Origin of the sequence: Desulfobacter postgatei 2ac9, from assembly GCF_000233695.2 — a bacterium.
GTDB classification, from domain to species: domain Bacteria; phylum Desulfobacterota; class Desulfobacteria; order Desulfobacterales; family Desulfobacteraceae; genus Desulfobacter; species Desulfobacter postgatei.
This window is the reverse complement of the sequence record NZ_CM001488.1, coordinates 559229-577208: the sequence shown is the minus strand read 5'-3', so window position 1 is coordinate 577208 and position 17980 is coordinate 559229. Positions and strand designations below refer to the sequence as shown.

The following is a 17980-nucleotide window of genomic DNA, read 5'->3' as shown; positions in this document are numbered from 1 at the left end:
GGTTGCCCCCGCCATCATTCCTGTGGGGAAAAACAAAAACATCTCCTGACTATATCGGTTAAATAAATGACCAGATAGTCAGAAAATGACTTTCGAGTACAATAAAGACGAAGGCCCTTTCTGTCAAGGGTATTTTCACAGCTTGTAATTGCTATCCTGTCTTAATTCTTGACAAAACAAAAGACGCTATCATACTATCAATACTATTATTTATAAGGTCCTTCATTCGTTCGTTTTCATGAAAGAAAATTGATTTTTTAGGGTCTTTCAATTTTTTATACAAATAATTTATAAGGAAGAATTTGCATGAACAGGAAAACAAATTTAATTTTAGTGGCAGCCTGTATTCTATTCTTTATGACGGCAGGGTGTATGTCTTCAATGTCAACCGGCGACAGTGGCGCAAAAACAACCGCCACAGGCGCTGCCGGCGGGTCAACGGCCCAGAACGCAAACCAGGGTCTTGAGCGTTGCACGGCTTCTTTGGGCACTTTAGCCATTTATGAAGATAAAAATGAACCCTGGTATCACTATTTGACAAGAGACCTGCGCTTGCCGTCCACCGTGCCCGTGCTTCGCCTCCTTGCCCAGCAGTCCAATTGCTTTGTGGTGGTTGAACGCGGCAAGGCGATGAACCAGATGATGGAGGAGCGTGCGCTGATGCAGTCCGGTGAAATGCGCAGTGGGTCGAATTTTGGAAAGGGACAGATGGTGGCGGCAGACTATACCATGACGCCGAGCATCACTTTCAGCGCCCGTGATACCAGTGGGGGCAGGGCTGTTGTGGGAGCGCTTCTCGGGTCAGTGGCCGGTGCCGTGGCCGGTGGATTCAAAACCAGCGATGCCAGTACCATGCTGACGCTCATTGAAAACCGTTCCGGGGTTCAGCTGGCTGCGGCTGAAGGCAGTGCCAGAAATACGGATTTCTCGCTTGTGGGCGGAATGTTTGGACATCATGCCGGGGGCGCGGCAGGGGCCTATGGCAGAACACCCGAGGGCAAAGTGATTATCGCTGCATTCACCGATTCCATGAACAATATGATCAGAGCGGTCAAATCTTATAAAGCACAATCGGTGGCGGGCGGGCTTGGCACAGGCGGGACCATGGCTGTGCAGGGCGGAGCAACGGCAATGGCGGCATCCAATGTTCTTGAAGGTGTCATGACCCAACGCAATTACAACGCTGCCTCCGGAGTTTATGATTATGTCATCATCACCAAGGACGGTTCCCGGACATTTACATTCAGCAGTGCCCAAAAAATCCCATACAAAAATGACCTTGTCCAATTTTATGCGCCGGGCGGGCAGGTGGATGTAAACTCATTCAAATTGATAGAAAAAAGATATATGCAGAAGTATTTGCAGTAATTATTTGATGTAAAAGATAACAATTCCAACAACTTAAAAAAGCGTACATTCAGACAAATGAACTTCTCGAATGTACGCTTTTTTTCGCGTCTTTTAATGGTCTAATGCAACCTCATGGGCAAGCAGATCAGCAGCTTCTTTCACATTCATCCCTTCATGTATCAAGCCATAGACCGCTGACAGCAATGCGGTGGGGTGCGGGCTTTGCCACACGTTTCTTCCCATGACGATGCCTTTGGCACCGCCCTGGAGCGCACCATATATCATATTTAACGTGTCAAGATCCGTTTCACATTTGGGCCCGCCGGCAATCATCACCGGCACAGGGCATCCGGCCACAACCTTCTCAAAATCGGTTTCCGTATAATAGGTCTTGATGATATCCGCCCCGTGCTCCGCACCAACCCTTGCACCCAGTGCAATGAATTTGGGATCTTTTTTTTTGTCTTCATTGGTTTTTCCCAGACCAATCACCCCTAAAAGCGGCATATCCCATTTTCGGCATTCCGTTGCCATCCGGGCCATACTGATCAGGGTTTCATGCTCATATACCGAGCCCACAAACGCGGTGGTTGCCATGGCATCCACGCCAAGCCGCAACGCCTCTTCGGCATCTGCGGTTTGACCCTCCCGGGTCAACTCCGGCCCGGCAATGGTCGCCCCGCCGCTGGCGCGAAGGATAACCCCCGGATCTCCTGACGGGTCAAACGCATGGGTATATATGCCTTTGGTCATAAGCCAGCAATCAACCTTGTTGGTAGCGTCCAGCGTTCGAATCGTACCGGCAATATCCACAATACCGGTCATGGCACCAAGCGCCATGCCGTGATCAACCGCAAGGACCAAAGAACGTCCCGTTTTTTTATTAATAATTTTTCTCAGCCGTCTTTCTTTTCCGTCCATAAGATGACATTCCTTTTCGTATATTAAAATTCGACAATTCCACGAATCATTTGCTGGTTCTTGGCACACTCTACGGCTTCTAAAAAGGTATCAAGGGTAAACCGGTCCGTAACAAGATCATCGACGGTGATTTCATTGTTTATAATAAGCTCAAGGCTCTTTTTGAAATCGCTGGGTGATGCCGCAAAGGTCCCGGTTAAATTTATTTCGCAGTAATGAAGCCATCTTGGATCCACCGATATGGTATGGCCTGCCGGAGGCCCGCCGAAAATATTAAATGTGCCGCCTTTTCTGGTCAGCTGTAAGTTTTCCTCAATAACCGACGGGATACCCAGGGATGCAATAACGGCTTGTGCACCTTTCTTGTCGGTCAGCTTCATTATTTCTTCAATGTGATTTGTCTGCGTTGGATTGATGCAATGGTCTGCGCCCATATCTTTAGCAATCGCCAACCGGTTTTCCAGTAAATCGACAACAATCACAACAGCACCCATCCACTTTGCCAGTTTCAGGTGCATGAGCCCCATGGGGCCGGCGCCCAAAATCACTACAACCTGGTCAGGTCCCACCTTACAGGTTGACAGGGACGCCATGGCGCATGATAAGGGCTCGGATAAAACCGCTTTATCAAACGGCACATCATCCGGAATCTTTATGACCCCGCCAATGTTCACAATCTCTTTAGGAAGACGCACATATTCGGCAAAACCACCTTCAATACCGTGGGCCAACCCGAATTCGTGCTCACATAAATTATGCCGCCCCTGGCGGCAGTAATAACACTGCCCGCAAACAGCAATGGGATAAACCGCCACCCGGTCACCGGGTTGATACGCCGTAACGCCCTTCCCTATTTCAAATATCTCACCCACCACCTCATGCCCCAAAATGGTCGGCAAGTCCTTGGGAAGCCCTTGACCGAGCAAAGTCTTAATGTCAGTGGCGCAAATGCCGGACACTTTTGTTTTTACAATAACTTCTCCGGCGCTTGCCGTTGGTGTGGGATATTCTTCAATGCGAATATCATCTTTTCCATAAACTACTGCTGCTTTCACGAATGAATTCTCCTATTTTGAATGCTTACCGCGAATGGTTGTCATAAGAGACCTTAGCTTTGCCGCATCTTTCTTTCCGCGGGTCGCTTCCACGCCGGAGCATAAATCAATGCCGTAGGGGTTGATCCTGTCAATGGCCTCTCCTACATTGTCCGGATTGATCCCGCCGGCCAGCCAGATAGGCAACGTACCCCGCATCGCATCCATCAGTTCCTTAACGATGTCCCAATCCGAAGTAACGCCCGTGCCGCCAAATTTCATCGCTCCTTTGGACAAGGCGGCGGTATCGAAAAGAAGGGCGTCGACACCGGCTGTCACAGAGGTTTGAGCCGTCTTTTGAAAATCTTCCAGATCCACCGCTTCACCCGCCCGGGGCAAATGGAGCGATTGCCAGATTTCAACCTTCGGATAAGTCTTCTTTAAATATGTGACAAAAGAGGTTTCTGCCAAACTTAAAAATTGTACGGCAAATGGGTTCAGTTGCTGAATAAGCGATTCAACACGCGTTGATGCCATATTGTAAACCAGGGCCACCGCCGGAATGAGGGGAGACGAAAAGAGAGGTTTGGCCGCTTCAATGGTCAAAGACCTCGGGGAAAAATCGACCTCCACCACCACGCCAAAAAAATCAGCCCCTTCACGGGCAGCCATTTCGGCATCTTCCATATTGGTGGTGCCGCAAATTTTGGCTTTGTAACCGCTTGTCATAAGAATTATCCTTGAAGCCAGGTATCATTTATAAAGGTTCTTTCAACACCGTTTTCCGTAATCGTACCGCCTATGTTGTCAACTTCGGTTTCTATAATGCGCGTGTCTGAAATGTTTTTTGCTTTAAGGTATTTCAGCGCCCGATCATATGCATCCTGATTTCGGGTCAATGCAAAAACCGTGGGTCCCACGGAACTCATGCCGGCAACCTCAATCCCCATCCCCCGAAAGGCATTAATATAGCTGTATATGGGCGTTCCAAAAGCACCGTGCTGTTCGCACTCGGCCCGTTTGGATCCCATGTGCGTCAGTTCAAAAAGGGCATCGCCCATCTTTTTAAGATCATTTCGAATCATTGCGGGTATCATGTCCAACAAGACAATCTGTGCCTTAGCGCCAACCTGAAGCGCATCAAGGGTTCTTGCCCGTCTCATTAAAAGCTCGACTTCGGATTCGGCAGCGGTCTCCTTTCCTTGGAATTCGTCCTCCAGGGTATCAACCTCCGGGATGAACATCAGCACCTTGGTATCCGGCAGTGCCACACGCTGAACCAGCACCAGGTCATCACTGGCAACCACCCAGCCACCGTTGATACTGACCATGGCACCGATACCGGTTTCAAAGGCCGGAAGCAGATATTGTTCATTCACAGGGCTCTCCTCGCAGGAGTGAAATCCCATAATCCGCCTCAGTTCCCACCCATAAAAAGGCCTGCCCAGGACTTCATTCATACCGATACACACGGCACACATGGAACCGATGGAAGAGCCAAGCCCCACATGACGGCGCTTATGGTCTTGAAGTTCTATTTCAAACCCACCGTCATACCCCAATAATTTTTTAAAAATATGTCCGTAATGCGCCATGATAAGTTGGCGTTCGCCTGTGGTACGAATAACCGGCTCGGGAATCGACTTCACCTTTGCATAAAAATAGACGCCGATACTCACACCAAGGCCGCCACCACCGGGGCGGTTCAAATTAAACCGGTTCATATCAAACACGTTCAGATGAAGCCTTGCCGGCACCTTGACATCTACTTCCCTGCTTTCAACATCTCCAACCTGTCGTGGTTCAAGACCCATCTTCTCATAGGAGTGAATAAAATTTTCGTCCCCAGGCTCAAACTCCTCCAACACCGTGGTCACTTTATCAAATCGGCCGCCTACAATGTCAATTTCCACCTTCTGTTTTTGTTGCTTTGAAGTCTGACTCTCCATTCGGTTCCCCTTTGCTTGAAAATCGTTAATTAGGCTGTCAAAATATAGGCTGTCAAAATAGGCGGATAGCATACTTAAATAGACAATTCTCGTCAAGACATCACACTGTCTCCTGGCAGATGAACCGCAATCTGGGGAAAGGGAATATCCCAGTTGTATTGGGAAGCCGCGTCAACGCACCATCTTTGTATGCTTCGTGTCAAACGGTTGTACACGGGTGCCTGACTGCCTTTGAAATCGGTAATGACCACCAGATCCAGGGATGAGGCCCCGGCTTGCGCAAATTCCACCCTCAGGTTCAGCAGGTCGTCAGCATACCCTTCTTTTTCAATCTGTTCTTGGATAAATGCGGATAAAAGTTCAGGAATCGTTGTAGTGGCATCTTTCTGGTGGCCATAACCAATACCGAAGGGCACCTTAATTCGGAAATTCACAGAAAGGTTCAAAGGCGTCATGGCCAAAAAATCAGCCGTTTGATAGGTCTTTTTCGCACCGCCCCTTAATACCAGCTCCACGGTTTCATGGCTTAAATGGGTTACACCGCCCCGGGTGCCGTCGGAAAGGATTACCCAGTCGTTTTTCCGGCAGGGGAACCAGGATTCATGGGGATCACATCTCCGGGATGTTTTGCCGATAAGTTCCATAATGGGTATCCTCAGTGTAATGCCCAAATCAGGATTTTCCAGCAGGGTATGAAAATTGATGTTTTTAACCCGCCATGCAACGCCCTGGTAGATCATGCGTTCGCCTTCCCTGACCGCCCCGACATTGAGCATCAGCTTACTCTTGTCCAGATACATGGGCAACGTGTACTTAGTGGCCCACACCACGCCCATAATAAAAATAATGGTCAGGGAAAGCAGCACCCAGTCCTCCACAAAATAAAAGACCGCCATGACCGCCAGCACCGTCAATACAAGCATCATGAGCCGGTACACCAGTTCAAGCACCCGTATATGAAAGGGGCGGTACTCCAGTTTGTATCCGGGCACAAGGCGGATCAGGGTGTGGTAGAGACCTTTGATTAACAGCACCACACCAATGCAGGCCAGGATAGCCAGAAACAGGTATAATCCGCGGGTTCTGAAAAATCTTTTAACAGAGTCCTGGGTGCTGTCAATCACCGACGCCTCTTGACGCTTGATTTCCTCAAGTTTAAGCTGGACAAGGTCCACCTTATTCTTTATCTGACTTTCAATCCCTTTGTATTCGGGCAGGATATCTTTAAGGGCGGTGACCAGCGCCTGATCCTCGGTCTGACTGAGCAAAGACTCAACGCGGGTTCTGGCCTTGATTGCCACGGGAAGCAACTCCTGGTAATTGGCCAATTCATCATTGAGTTTAGATTTATGCCTGGCTTTGACCGTCAGCCGCTTAAGCTCCATAATCCCGGGCTCGGCCAGGGAGAGAAGTTCGTCTTTCCAGTCAAACCGCTCTTTTTTCTTGGCCACAAACCGACCAATTTCAACCCCTGTGGCGGTCATTTCAAAATCGGTTACAGCATCCGCCATCTGTTTATCCAGTGCGGCAAGCTCTTCGTTAAGATATTGTCTTTCGGTTTCGGAACTGGCCTTGTCCATGGCCTGTTTCTTTTCATCCATACGTTGTTTCAGCGTGGCTTTACTTTTGACAATAGACCTGAGAATTTCAAGGGTATTCTGTTGTGCTTCAGCCTCAAATGTTGACGAATCATCCGCTTTACCCAGGGTCTGGGCCGCAGCCCCTGATGCCGAAGAAGCAGCGGGGGTTTCCTGGCTGATTGCGATGCAGGGCAACAAAATTAATGCTGTAATTAATGCTGTAATGATCAGTGCTATATATTTTTTCATGTGCTTTTTCTCCGGTTCATCCAATGGCATCTTGTGACATTAAAAAAAAAGGGCGAAGCGCATTAAATGCCCTCGCCCCTGAACCATTACCGGTTTAATTATTGTTGAACTTTATTCTTCTTTTCCGGCATCTGCCATCATTTTAAGCATGGCATATTTTTCCTCAACCTCTTCTCCAAGGGCTGCCCTTAAACGTTTGGACTCCTCGGGGAAACTTTTTTCCAGGGCCGCAAACCGCACTTCACCGCTCAAGAACTCCTGCAGGGTGCCGTCAGGTTGTTTGGAGTCAAGGATAAAGGGGTTTTTACCTTCATGGGTAAGCTGGGGATTGAACCGGAAAATAGGCCAGTAACCGGATTCAACAGCCAATTTCATCTCTTCCTGGGTTTTACCCATACCTTTTTTGATGCCCTGGTTAATGCATGGGGCATAGGCGATGATCAGGGAGGGGCCGGGATAGCTTTCCGCTTCCAGGATCGCCTTAAGCGTCTGGTTCTTACTGGCGCCCATGGAGATGGTTGCAACATAAATATACCCATAACTCATCATCATGCGGGCCATATCTTTTTTCCCGATTTTCTTTCCGGATGCAGCGTATTTGGCAATGGCACCGGTGGGAGTGGCCTTGGAGGACTGCCCGCCCGTGTTCGAGTAGACTTCGGTATCCAGCACCAGAATATTAATATCATCCCCGGATGCCAGTACATGGTCCAGGCCGCCAAAACCAATATCATAGGCCCAGCCGTCACCGCCGAAAACCCAATGGGATTTTTTCACGAACAGATCATTTTCATCATAGATCTCTTTAAGCAAGCCCGAGGAGGCATCTTTGAGCAGTTGTTTAAGCTCACCACCGTATTTTTGGGACTCTTCAAGATTGTCCTTGCCTGCGATCCAGCCTTCCATGGCGGCTTTGATATCATCGGAAACGCCCTGTTCAATGGCCTTTTTCATCTTTGAAGCCAGGGTGTTGCGTCTGGATTTGGTGGCCAGCAGCATACCGTAACCATATTCGGCAGCATCCTCAAACAGGGAAGATGCCCAGGCAGGACCCTGGCCGTCGGCATTGGTACAATAGGGCATAGACGGCGCAGATCCGCCCCAGATGGAGGAGCAGCCCGTGGCATTGGCAACGGTCATTCTCTCACCGAAAAGCTGGGTGATCAGTTTAACATACGGTGTTTCCCCGCAGCCTGAGCATGCACCGGAGAATTCAAGCAGCGGTTTCCAGAACTGGCTGCCCTTGAGCGTGTCGCGTTTCATAAGATCGGTCTTGAACGGAACAGTCAAAGAAAATTTGTGATTTTCTTTTTCCACGTCCACCTGGGAAGCAAGGGGTTTCATTACAAGGGCAGGTGTCTTGGCCGGGCAGATATCCGCGCAGTTACCGCAGCCCTGGCAGTCAAGGGGATTGACCTGAACTCTGAATTTCAAATCTTCCATGCCCTTGCCTTTGGCGTCAACGGTAACAAAGGATGCCGGGGCATCTTTGAGTTCATCCGCTGTGGCCACAACGGGGATAATAGCGGCATGGGGACATACAAAAGAACACTGGTTGCACTGGATGCAGTTGTCGGCAATCCACTCGGGCACATTAATGGCAACACCGCGTTTTTCATACTGGGATGTCCCTGCTTCAAATACGCCATCCACGGAGAAGGCCGATACGGGCAGATCGTCACCTTCCTGGACATTGATCTTGCGCATAACATTGTCCACAAAGGGTGTGGCAGGTTCCTCAATTCTGGGCTGGTCTTTGGCGTCTTTCCAGGATTCGGGTACATCCACTTTCACCAGGTTGTCCAGGGTTTTGTCCACGGCCTCGATGTTCATGTTTACGATGGCATCGCCCTTTTTGCCGAATTTCTTTTTAATATCGGTTTTAAGCAGGTCGATGGCTGTGTCAACGGGAAGGATATTAGCCAGATTAAAAAAGCAGGTCTGCATAATCATGTTGATGCGGTTGCCTAGACCGACTTCTCCGGCGATTTTCACGGCGTCAATATTGTAGAAGTTCAGATTTTTCTCATATATGGTTCGGCGCACATGCCCCGGGATATGTTTTTCCATATCGGTAATAGTACTCCATTCGGAATTAAGCAGAAAAGTGCCGCCTTGTTTAATCCCCATAAGTACATCGTAAATTTCCACATAATTGGCCTTGTGGCAGGCCACGAAATCCGGCGAGTCAATCATGTAGGTGCTTTTGATTTTCACGTCCCCAAACCGCAGATGGGAAACCGTAAGCCCGCCGGATTTTTTGGAGTCATAGGCAAAATACCCCTGGGCATATTTATCCGTATTGTCACCGATAATTGTAATGGCAGACTGATTGGCACCCACGGTTCCGTCGGACCCAAGCCCCCAGAACTTCGCGGAGACGGTGCCTTCCGGTGCAGCGTCAAACCCTTTTTCCACATCCAGGGAAGTATGGGTGACGTCGTCGATGATCCCCACGGTGAAATGATTTTTCGGGGAAATGGACTTCATGTTGTCATATATGGCTTTGACCATGGACGGATTGAATTCCTTGGAGGAAAGTCCGTAACGGCCGCCGATGATCCGGGGGCCTTCGCCGTATTCCATAAAAGCGGTGCAGACATCCTGATACAAGGGTTCGCCGATGGCACCGGGTTCCTTGGTCCTGTCAATCACCGTCAGGGTCTCCACGGAAGAGGGCACGGTGCGCAAAAATTCCTGGACGTCAAAGGGTCTGTACAACCGTACTTTTATCAGGCCTAAGCGCTCGCCCATGGAATTGAGTTTTTCAATGGTCTCTTCAATGGCTTCACAGCTGGAACCCATGGCAACAATAACGCGGTCGGCTTCAGGGTCACCCACATAATCAAAGGGTTGATAACGCCGTCCGGTAAGATCGCCTACCTTCTTCATATAGTGTTTAACAATGGCAGGAACTTTAAGGTAAAAGGAGTTGGTTGCTTCCCTGCCCTGAAAATAGATATCCGGATTCTGGGCGGTCCCGCGGGTGTCAGGGTGTTCAGGGTTCATGGCCCTGGCCTTGAATGCCCAGTATGCATCATAGTTAAACAGCGATGCCATCTCCTCGTACTCAATCATTTCAATTTTTTGAATTTCATGGGAGGTTCTGAATCCGTCGTAGAAATGGAGGAACGGCACCCGGGCGTCCATGGTTGCAAGATGTGCCACAAGGGCTAAGTCCTGGGCTTCCTGAACAGAGTTGGAGGAGAGCATGGCAAAACCGGTCTGCCTGGCGGCCATAACATCCTGATGATCTCCGAAGATGGAGAGGGCATGGGCGGAAATGGCGCGGGCCGTTACATGAAAAACACAAGGAAGCAGTTCGCCTGCAATCTTGTACATATTGGGTATCTTGAGCAACAATCCCTGGGAGGCTGTAAAAGTGGAGGTCAAAGCGCCTGCGGCAAGGGAACCGTGGACAGCACCGGCAGCACCGGCCTCGGACTGCATCTGCTTGATGTCCAGGATCTGCCCGAAAATGTTTTTTCTTCCCTGGGAAGCCCAGGAGTCCGCAATTTCACCCAGAGGGCTCGAAGGTGTGATCGGGTAAATCGCTGCCACCTCGCTCATGGCGTATGCCACATGGGTTGCCGCAGTATTCCCGTCAATGGTCTGCATTCTTTTTTTCATAATCTTTCACCTCGTTGAATGGTAATGCAAATAAGATTTAACCCAAATATATAGAATCCATTGAACAATATAACAAAAAAATTGAACAATATAACAAAAATAACAAAAAAATCGGCTTGTAGAACTTGCCGCAAACCAACTTTTTAAGTCGTTTTTAGTTAATAAATAAGCAATCTATTGCTTATTGAACTGCTTTTATATCTCACAACTGAAAAACCCGGTCAAGACCTATTTTGACATCAACCATGTGATCGAAACAATAGACGATATATCGAAACAGAGCAATCTTCTGGCCTTGAAAGAGAATCCGATTCCAGCCAGGTTGGCGGAAATCGGATTTTTTATGTTTGCCCATGCAATCCAAAGCCCCTATGCCAGACCGCTGGGAGGGATTCCTATATGCCCAATTTCTTTTCCAGTTCGGCCACGGCCAGGGTCGTCTTGATCACAGTGTCCGGATTAAGGGACATGGTCTCGATGCCGCATTCCACCACAAATTCGGCGAACTCCAGGTAATCGCTGGGGGCCTGGCCGCAGATGCCAATGTATTTGCCCTTTTTTACGGCGATCTCAATCACCTGGCGGACCATCTTTTTCACCGCCGGATTGCGCTCGTCATATACATGGGAGACAAGGGACGAATCCCGGTCCACGCCGAGCAGCAATTGTGTCAGGTCATTGGTGCCGATGGAGAAACCGTCGAAAATCTCCAGAAATTCTTCGGCCAGGATTACATTGGACGGAATCTCGCACATGCAGATAATCTTAAACCCGTCTTCACCCTGGCATAGACCGAATTCGGCCATGGTATCAATCACCTGTCTGGCCTCGTCCAGCGTTCGGCAGAAGGGGATCATAACCTGGACGTTATGAAGCCCCATCTCGTTCCTGATTTTAAGCATGGCCTTGCATTCCAGGCCGAAAGCTTCCTTGTATTCCTTGGCATAGTAACGCGAGGCCCCGCGCCAGCCGATCATGGGATTCTCCTCGCCCGGCTCGAACTGGGTGCCACCAATGAGGTTGGCGTATTCGTTGGTCTTGAAATCCGAAAGCCGGACAATGACCGGTTTGGGATAAAAGGCTGCGGCCAGCATGCCCACGCCCTCGGCCAGCTTGTCCACGAAATATTCGCTCTTGTCGTTGTAGCCGATGGTCATATCCGCTATGGCCCGTTTTAAAATCTCGTCTCCCAGTTCATCGTACCTCAGAAGGGCCAGGGGATGAATCTTGATATAAGAATTGATGATGAATTCCTCACGGGCCAGGCCCACCCCATGGTTGGGGATAAAACTCTTTTCAAAGGCCTGCTCCGGGCTGGCCAGGTTCAACATGATCTTGGTTTTGGTCTTGGGCAGATTTTCCAGATTCGTCTCCTTGACCTCGTAGGGCAGAAGTCCCGCATACACATAACCGACACTGCCCTGGGAGCAGTCCACAGTCACTTCCTGGCCGGTTTCCATCCGGGTGGTGGCGTTACCGGCGCCCACGATACACGGAATGCCCAATTCACGGCTGACAATGGCCGCATGGCAGGTGCGCCCGCCCCTGTTGGTGACGATGGCCCCGGCAATCTTCATCACCGGTTCCCAATCCGGGTCTGTCATGTCCGTGACCAGCACCTGTCCCTTCTGGAACCGGGAAATCATCTGAGCGGATTTTATGACGTTGACCCCACCCTGACCGATGAGTTCGCCTACGGACTGGCCGGTGCACACCACCTCGCCCTTCTCCTTGAGGTGGAATTCCCTGAGAACGGCCTGGTCCTTCAAGGTGTGCACGGTCTCAGGCCGGGCCTGGACGATGAACAGCTTGCCGGTCTCGCCGTCCTTGGCCCATTCGATGTCCATGGGCTTAAGGTATCCGGCCTTTGCCGAATAGTGATCCTCAATAACGCAGGCCATCCGGCCCAATTCCACCACCTCATCGTCCCTGAGCACCAGACGGCGGCGGTCCTCATCCGGTACAGCCACGTTCTTGGTGGGCTGTTTGGCATCCGTGGTGTAGATCATTTTTATGGCCTTGCCACCGGTCTTTTTCATGATGATGGGTTTGAAGCCCTGCTTGAGCGTGGGTTTGAACACGTACCATTCATCCGGATTGACCGCACCCTGGACCACATTCTCCCCCAGTCCGTAGGCGCCGGTGATGAACACCGCGTCCCGAAAGCCGGATTCCGTATCAATGCTGAACATAACCCCGCTTGAGGCCAAATCGCTTCTGACCATCTTTTGCACGGCAATGGACAGGGCAATGGAAAAATGGTCAAAACCCTTGTCTTCGCGGTAGGATATGGCCCGGTTGGTGAACAGGGAGGCAAAACAGCGGTGGCAGGCGTCCACCAGATCTTCGACGCCACGAATGTTCAGGTAGGTGTCCTGCTGTCCGGCAAAACTGGCGTCCGGCAGGTCTTCGGCCGTTGCCGAGGAACGTACGGCCACATCGACGTTCTTGCCGTATTCCTCTTCCAATTTGGCGTAGGCACTGGCTATTTCCTTATACACCTCACCTGGAAATTCCAGGCTGCGGATCAGGTTCCTGACCCTGGCCCCGCGTTCCTGAAGGTTGTCCATGTCATGGGTGTCCAGGTCCGACAATATCTCCCGAACCCTGTCCATGGCTTTGGATTTTTCCAAAAGATAGGTATAGGCATGGGCGGTGACCGCAAATCCATTGGGAATACTCACTCCCTTGGGGCTCAAATTGCGGTACATCTCCCCCAGACTGGCATTTTTGCCCCCCACCAAGGGCACGTCCTCAATCCTCAAATCCTTGAACCAGGCCACGAACGGCTTTTGATCTTTATGGGTATTTTTGCCCATTTTTACCTCCGATTTTGTTCAGGTTATGGCTTGATCAATGTCCTCAGCACATCTTCCTTGCCCACAATGCCCAGCATTTTGCCTTCCTGAACCACGGGAATGGTGTGAAAATGCTTTTCAACCATCAGGGCTGCAATCTCACTGACCGGTGTGTCGGGTGTTACGGTGACAGGATCTGTAACCATGGCCTGGGCCACGGTGCTGGCAGCCATTTTTTTTATCTGTTGTTCTAGTTTCTTAGATGAAGACAAGGGAATAATACCGTCCAAAAAAGTGAGTATGGGTGGCAGAGAGATTGTTTTCTGCTGGAAAATGAGATCACTCTGGCACAGAATTCCTTTAAGCATGCCATTTTCATCCACTACGGGCACACCATTAATGTGATTGTTTAACAAAATATCCACGGCCCGAGCGATGTCGGTTTCCGGGGTTATTGAGATAACTTCTTTTTCCATGATGTCTTGAGCTGTTTTCATTTTTGATCTTCCTAAATAATAATTGATTTGTTCATCGTCTCCAGAACCGCCCTGACAACATCCTCCGGAGCGGGTATAAAAACCTTTTCAAGGCTTGATGCGACAGGCACCGGAATCTGTGGTGCACCCACCCGTTTAACAGGCCCCTTCAAATCGTAGAAAGCTTCCTCGGCCACCATGGCGGCCAATTCCGCCCCAAAGCCGCAAAAACGGTTCGCCTCATGCACGACCACCAGGTGACCTGTCTTGCGAACCGATTCGAGAATACAAGCCTTGTCCAAGGGTACCAGAGACCGCAGGTCGATGACCTCACACGAGATGCCTTTCTCACTTAATGGTTCAACAGCGTTCATGGCAGTGTAAAGGGCCTTGCCGTAAGCAATCACGGTGCAGTCGGCACCCGGTACGGCAATCCGGGCCTTGCCCAGAGGGGTGCGGACGTCTGCGTCCGGAAACGTCCCTTTCATCCCGTAGAGCATCATGTCTTCCACGATGATCACCGGGTCCGGGTCAAAAATAGCGCTGAGAAGAAGTCCCTTGGCATCCTCTGCAGTTGACGGCCAGACGATTTTCAGACCCGGAGTGTGGGCTATCCACGCTTCCAGGTTGTGAGAGTGCTGACTGCCGGCGCCGAACCCGACACCGGCTTTGACGCGCACGGTCAGTGGGAAACTTGATTTGCCGCCGCTCATGTAGCGCAATTTCCCGGCGTGGTTGACCAGCATGTCACTGGCCAGGGTAATGAACGGAAAAAACATGATCTCCACAACCGGCCGCAGCCCCATGCAGGAGGCCCCCACAGCGAGCCCTGCAATGGCCGCTTCACTGACCGGCGTATCTTTCACCCGGCGGCGTCCAAATTTATCCAGAAGACCGTAAGTCGGCATGTTTGGATCACTGTGGATGGACACGCCCACACCTTCTCCGGCAATAAATACCGTATCATCCATATCCATGGCAGTGGACAGCGCGTTGTTTATTGCATTTCCGAACGTTTTTTGACTCATGGCACAACTCCTTTCAGGCATTGAACGCCCGGACAAATACATCTGTCATAGCGGTGTCGGATTCAGGATAGGGACTGGCCTCGCCAAAGGCCACAGCCGCTGCCACGCGAGCTTCGGCATCCTGTTCGATGTTTTGAATTTGGGCCTCATCCAGAATGCCGGTGTTGAGAAGCGCACGGCGGTACCTCATTATTGGGCACTTGAGGGCCCACGCCTTGAGCTCCTCGGGATCTACATAATACTGGTGGTCCTGCTCACCATGCCCGCGCATTCGGTAGGTCAGGGTTTCCATAAATGTCGGCCCCTTTCCTGAACGGCAGTGTTCAAGCAATTCAAGGCTAAGATGGTAAACCGCCTCCACGTCGTTGCCGTCGACACTGTGACCCGGCATGCCGTACCCTTCGGCCCGTTTGTGAATTTGACGTACGGCGGAATGCTCTTCAGGGCGCTGGGCACCGGCCCACCCGTTGTTTTCGCAAACGAACAGAATCGGCAATTTCCAGATGCCGGACAGATTCATTGCTTCGTGCACGCTGCCTTCAGCCGCTGCACCATCTCCGAAAAACACAACGGTCACGCCGTTCAGGGCTTGATATTGCTGGGCAAAGGCAGCCCCAACAGCCAGAGGGGGTCCTGCACCAACCACGGTGGAGGTCATCAGGGCATTGATCTCAGGCACGGATAGATGCAGGGTGCCGGCCTTGCCATGATTTACACCGTCTGATTTGGCCATGATCTCGGCCATCAACGCATTTAAGTCGGCGTCTCTAGCCAACAAATGACCGTGACTGCGGTGATTGCTGACAATAATGTCCTCCGGCTCAAGGGCGGACACGACACCCGCAGCCACAGCTTCCTGGCCGTTAGCCAAAATCTGCATACCCGGCAGTCGGTATTGTTCCCTGCAGAGAGCCACAATCTTTTCCTCGAATTTTCGAATTAAAACCATACGGGTGAGAAGACTGACTTGAACGTCCGGAGTTATTTGTTTTTCTTTCATGGACCTCCCTTCTTTCTCCGAAGAGAACATCTGAATTTGGTTAGATACCAGCACAAGCTTGTATCACGCATTAGGGTGAATTCACCGTCCGGTAGAGTGCGTCAGCGAGACAAAGAATTTGTTCCTGAATTTTAATTTTTACGGGGCGTTACTTTAAGGAGTTGGAAAAAAGTAGATCTTGTGTTTTGATTATCTTTTTATCCCTATTTCTCTACTGACATATTTTGGACTGAATCAGGTCTTGATTTTATAAATCAAGACCTGACCCCATTTTTATTAAATTCTAATTAATATAACGTCACATTTAGCATAATTCGCCACACCATTTGCGGTTGAGCCGATTAAGGCATTAATGCCTTTTTTGGAATGGGTGCCGACAACAATTAAATCGGCATTCTTGTTTTCTGCCAACAAATAAATTTGTTCGTAAGGTTTACCAACTTTTACCGTTATATTTTTCATAGGTATCCCTAAAGAGGAAGCTTTTGATTCAAGTGAAGGTAACGCATTTTCTTTTAATTCCTTTTGGTAATCTTTTGGAAGTATCGCATAAGGAATGATATGAGTTATAAACAACTTAGCATCATACAGTTGTGAAAGCTCATATGCTTTTGAAAGTACTTTGTCACCCTCGTCACTGATCTCTATTGCGCATAGAATAGTTTTATACATTTCATATCCTCCAAATTTTATTAAAAACCATGAAGATTAATTTTCCGGTATATTCTTCATACACGTCATGGCTTTCATGATAAAATAAAATACTCAATAGGTCCATGGTCAAAATAAAGAGTTAAAAAAAAGCTGATCGGGCGTTTCTATACACCCCTGATTTGATTCAATTTTCGACGAACAATCGGCCAAGAGGATATGGGTGGAATACCAGTGGGGTGGAGCCGATAAGAAAACCTATGTCCGGACTACCGCAGGCCGATTAATCGTGGGAAGCGGCTACACGAAATAAAACACGGTTAAAAGCGGCCGGGTTTCACTGACAAAAAAAGCCAGGCGCGGGTCGAATACGCCCCGCGCCTTTTTTACGGTCGCCCTTCCAAGAAAAACCCCAAAAAGGTCAGGCAGATAGTGGGTACAAAGGCGATGTTCGAGCTTCAGACGGGCCGCCGTCCGGATTCAGTGGCGGCTCAGCTCAAGGCGGATAATCACCCTTTTTTCACCATGCTGCCCATGTAGTTGTCCAAGGCAGCCTGGATGGTGCGGGCGGCCAGGGTGGTGCAGTGAAGGTCGTCGTCGGGCAGCCGGCCAATGGCCTCAAGAATTTGGTCTGCGGTGATATCGGTCAACTCCTCCGGGGTTTTGCCCAGGGTCAGTTCGGCGGCAAAGGACCCGCTGACCATGGAAGAGGCGCATCCATCCGTAAAATAGGAGGCGTCGGCGACCCGGTTGCCATTGAATTTAAGATATATTTCCATGGTATCCCCGCACTCTCCGGTTACCCGGCCCCATCCATCAGGGTTTTCCATCCGGCCGTTGTATTTGGGGTTTCTCCAGCGATCAAAGCCCCTTTCACCCAGAGCCTGTTTTGCCTCATCAAATATTTCCTCCTGGAGCTTGTCCAGAAAGGCGTCAAGATTGCTCACTGTCATGTCCTTTCTACTTATGTTCAGATATGCAACCGATATCCTGTTCTTTATCGGGCGCAGGTTACGGAATTTAGCAAAAATAACCTGCTAAAGCAATCTTATATCCCAAACCTGGGATTGGGTTTTACGGCCTACAGGCCAAACTATAACAAACGACTCAATCCAGATGGACCCCTCATGAATGCAATGCCAAATATTTTTGATGAAACTGATCTGTCAGAAATTTTCAAAACTCTTGACGACCAGGAATATTCAGATATATTAAAAAACGGACACAGTGACGGATATTGCCGCAGAATATGGGCTAAATCTCAATCATCTGGTCGATCAGATTAACAGGGCCATTCAAAACACAACCATATCA

13 protein-coding genes are annotated in these 17980 nt (G+C 49.8%); 1 reads left to right on the top strand and 12 read right to left on the bottom strand.

All coding sequences use genetic code 11. The features are described from left to right. Window positions 1–306 precede the first annotated feature (306 nt). Entirely contained in the window at window positions 307–1368 is a 1062-nt protein-coding gene (locus tag DESPODRAFT_RS02685) for a CsgG/HfaB family protein (protein ID WP_004071146.1), read from the top strand. A gap of 93 nt (window positions 1369–1461) precedes the next feature. On the opposite strand, the gene DESPODRAFT_RS02680 is transcribed toward DESPODRAFT_RS02685, so the two are convergent. From DESPODRAFT_RS02680 to DESPODRAFT_RS02625, 12 genes are all read right to left on the bottom strand, one after another. Continuing rightward, window positions 1462–2271, bottom strand: coding sequence for a class I fructose-bisphosphate aldolase (locus DESPODRAFT_RS02680; protein ID WP_004071145.1), 810 nt, complete (start codon window positions 2269–2271; stop codon window positions 1462–1464). A 23-nt stretch (window positions 2272–2294) separates the two neighbouring features. After that, complete coding sequence (locus DESPODRAFT_RS02675; RefSeq protein ID WP_004071144.1) at window positions 2295–3326, bottom strand: zinc-dependent dehydrogenase; 1032 nt, start codon at window positions 3324–3326, stop codon at window positions 2295–2297. Window positions 3327–3338: 12 nt separating this feature from the next. Continuing rightward, the gene (locus tag DESPODRAFT_RS02670) at window positions 3339–4034 is read right to left on the bottom strand and encodes a phosphoribosylanthranilate isomerase (protein ID WP_004071143.1); all 696 of its coding nucleotides are present in this window, start codon (window positions 4032–4034) and stop codon (window positions 3339–3341) included. Window positions 4035–4039: 5 nt separating this feature from the next. After that, a complete protein-coding gene (locus DESPODRAFT_RS02665; RefSeq protein ID WP_040015808.1) occupies window positions 4040–5254 on the bottom strand; it encodes a sugar kinase in 1215 nt (404 codons plus the stop codon). A gap of 92 nt (window positions 5255–5346) precedes the next feature. Continuing rightward, window positions 5347–7083, bottom strand: coding sequence for a hypothetical protein (locus tag DESPODRAFT_RS02660; protein WP_004071141.1), 1737 nt, complete (start codon window positions 7081–7083; stop codon window positions 5347–5349). Between the two features lie 111 nt (window positions 7084–7194). Continuing rightward, window positions 7195–10713: a pyruvate:ferredoxin (flavodoxin) oxidoreductase gene (nifJ, locus tag DESPODRAFT_RS02655; protein ID WP_004071140.1), complete on the bottom strand. Its 3519-nt coding sequence runs from the start codon at window positions 10711–10713 to the stop codon at window positions 7195–7197. Window positions 10714–11108: 395 nt separating this feature from the next. Beyond that, entirely contained in the window at window positions 11109–13532 is a 2424-nt protein-coding gene (gene ppsA, locus DESPODRAFT_RS02650; protein ID WP_004071139.1) for a phosphoenolpyruvate synthase, read from the bottom strand. A 23-nt stretch (window positions 13533–13555) separates the two neighbouring features. Beyond that, window positions 13556–14008, bottom strand: coding sequence for a CBS domain-containing protein (locus DESPODRAFT_RS02645; protein WP_004071138.1), 453 nt, complete (start codon window positions 14006–14008; stop codon window positions 13556–13558). Window positions 14009–14019: 11 nt separating this feature from the next. Further along, window positions 14020–15015, bottom strand: coding sequence for an alpha-ketoacid dehydrogenase subunit beta (locus DESPODRAFT_RS02640; protein ID WP_004071137.1), 996 nt, complete (start codon window positions 15013–15015; stop codon window positions 14020–14022). Between the two features lie 13 nt (window positions 15016–15028). Next, window positions 15029–16015 (bottom strand): thiamine pyrophosphate-dependent dehydrogenase E1 component subunit alpha, encoded by a 987-nt coding sequence (locus tag DESPODRAFT_RS02635; protein ID WP_004071136.1) that lies wholly within the window; start codon window positions 16013–16015, stop codon window positions 15029–15031. Window positions 16016–16291: 276 nt separating this feature from the next. Continuing rightward, complete coding sequence (locus DESPODRAFT_RS02630; protein WP_004071135.1) at window positions 16292–16687, bottom strand: universal stress protein; 396 nt, start codon at window positions 16685–16687, stop codon at window positions 16292–16294. 488 nt (window positions 16688–17175) lie between these two features. Beyond that, window positions 17176–17619: an iron-sulfur cluster assembly scaffold protein gene (locus tag DESPODRAFT_RS02625; RefSeq protein ID WP_004071134.1), complete on the bottom strand. Its 444-nt coding sequence runs from the start codon at window positions 17617–17619 to the stop codon at window positions 17176–17178. Window positions 17620–17980: the final 361 nt, after the last annotated feature.

Bases quoted from the DNA above. Each gene is read 5' to 3' on its own strand.
- DESPODRAFT_RS02645 (WP_004071138.1), bottom strand. From the start codon at position 14,008: ATGAAAACAGCTCAAGACATCATGGAAAAAGAAGTTATCTCAATAACC.
- DESPODRAFT_RS02640 (WP_004071137.1), bottom strand. From the start codon at position 15,015: ATGAGTCAAAAAACGTTCGGAAATGCAATAAACAACGCGCTGTCCACT.
- ppsA (WP_004071139.1), bottom strand. From the start codon at position 13,532: ATGGGCAAAAATACCCATAAAGATCAAAAGCCGTTCGTGGCCTGGTTC.
- DESPODRAFT_RS02680 (WP_004071145.1), bottom strand. From the start codon at position 2,271: ATGGACGGAAAAGAAAGACGGCTGAGAAAAATTATTAATAAAAAAACG.
- DESPODRAFT_RS02665 (WP_040015808.1), bottom strand. From the start codon at position 5,254: ATGGAGAGTCAGACTTCAAAGCAACAAAAACAGAAGGTGGAAATTGAC.
- DESPODRAFT_RS02660 (WP_004071141.1), bottom strand. From the start codon at position 7,083: ATGAAAAAATATATAGCACTGATCATTACAGCATTAATTACAGCATTA.
- DESPODRAFT_RS02670 (WP_004071143.1), bottom strand. From the start codon at position 4,034: ATGACAAGCGGTTACAAAGCCAAAATTTGCGGCACCACCAATATGGAA.
- DESPODRAFT_RS02685 (WP_004071146.1), top strand. From the start codon at position 307: ATGAACAGGAAAACAAATTTAATTTTAGTGGCAGCCTGTATTCTATTC.
- nifJ (WP_004071140.1), bottom strand. From the start codon at position 10,713: ATGAAAAAAAGAATGCAGACCATTGACGGGAATACTGCGGCAACCCAT.
- DESPODRAFT_RS02635 (WP_004071136.1), bottom strand. From the start codon at position 16,015: ATGAAAGAAAAACAAATAACTCCGGACGTTCAAGTCAGTCTTCTCACC.
- DESPODRAFT_RS02625 (WP_004071134.1), bottom strand. From the start codon at position 17,619: ATGACAGTGAGCAATCTTGACGCCTTTCTGGACAAGCTCCAGGAGGAA.
- DESPODRAFT_RS02630 (WP_004071135.1), bottom strand. From the start codon at position 16,687: ATGTATAAAACTATTCTATGCGCAATAGAGATCAGTGACGAGGGTGAC.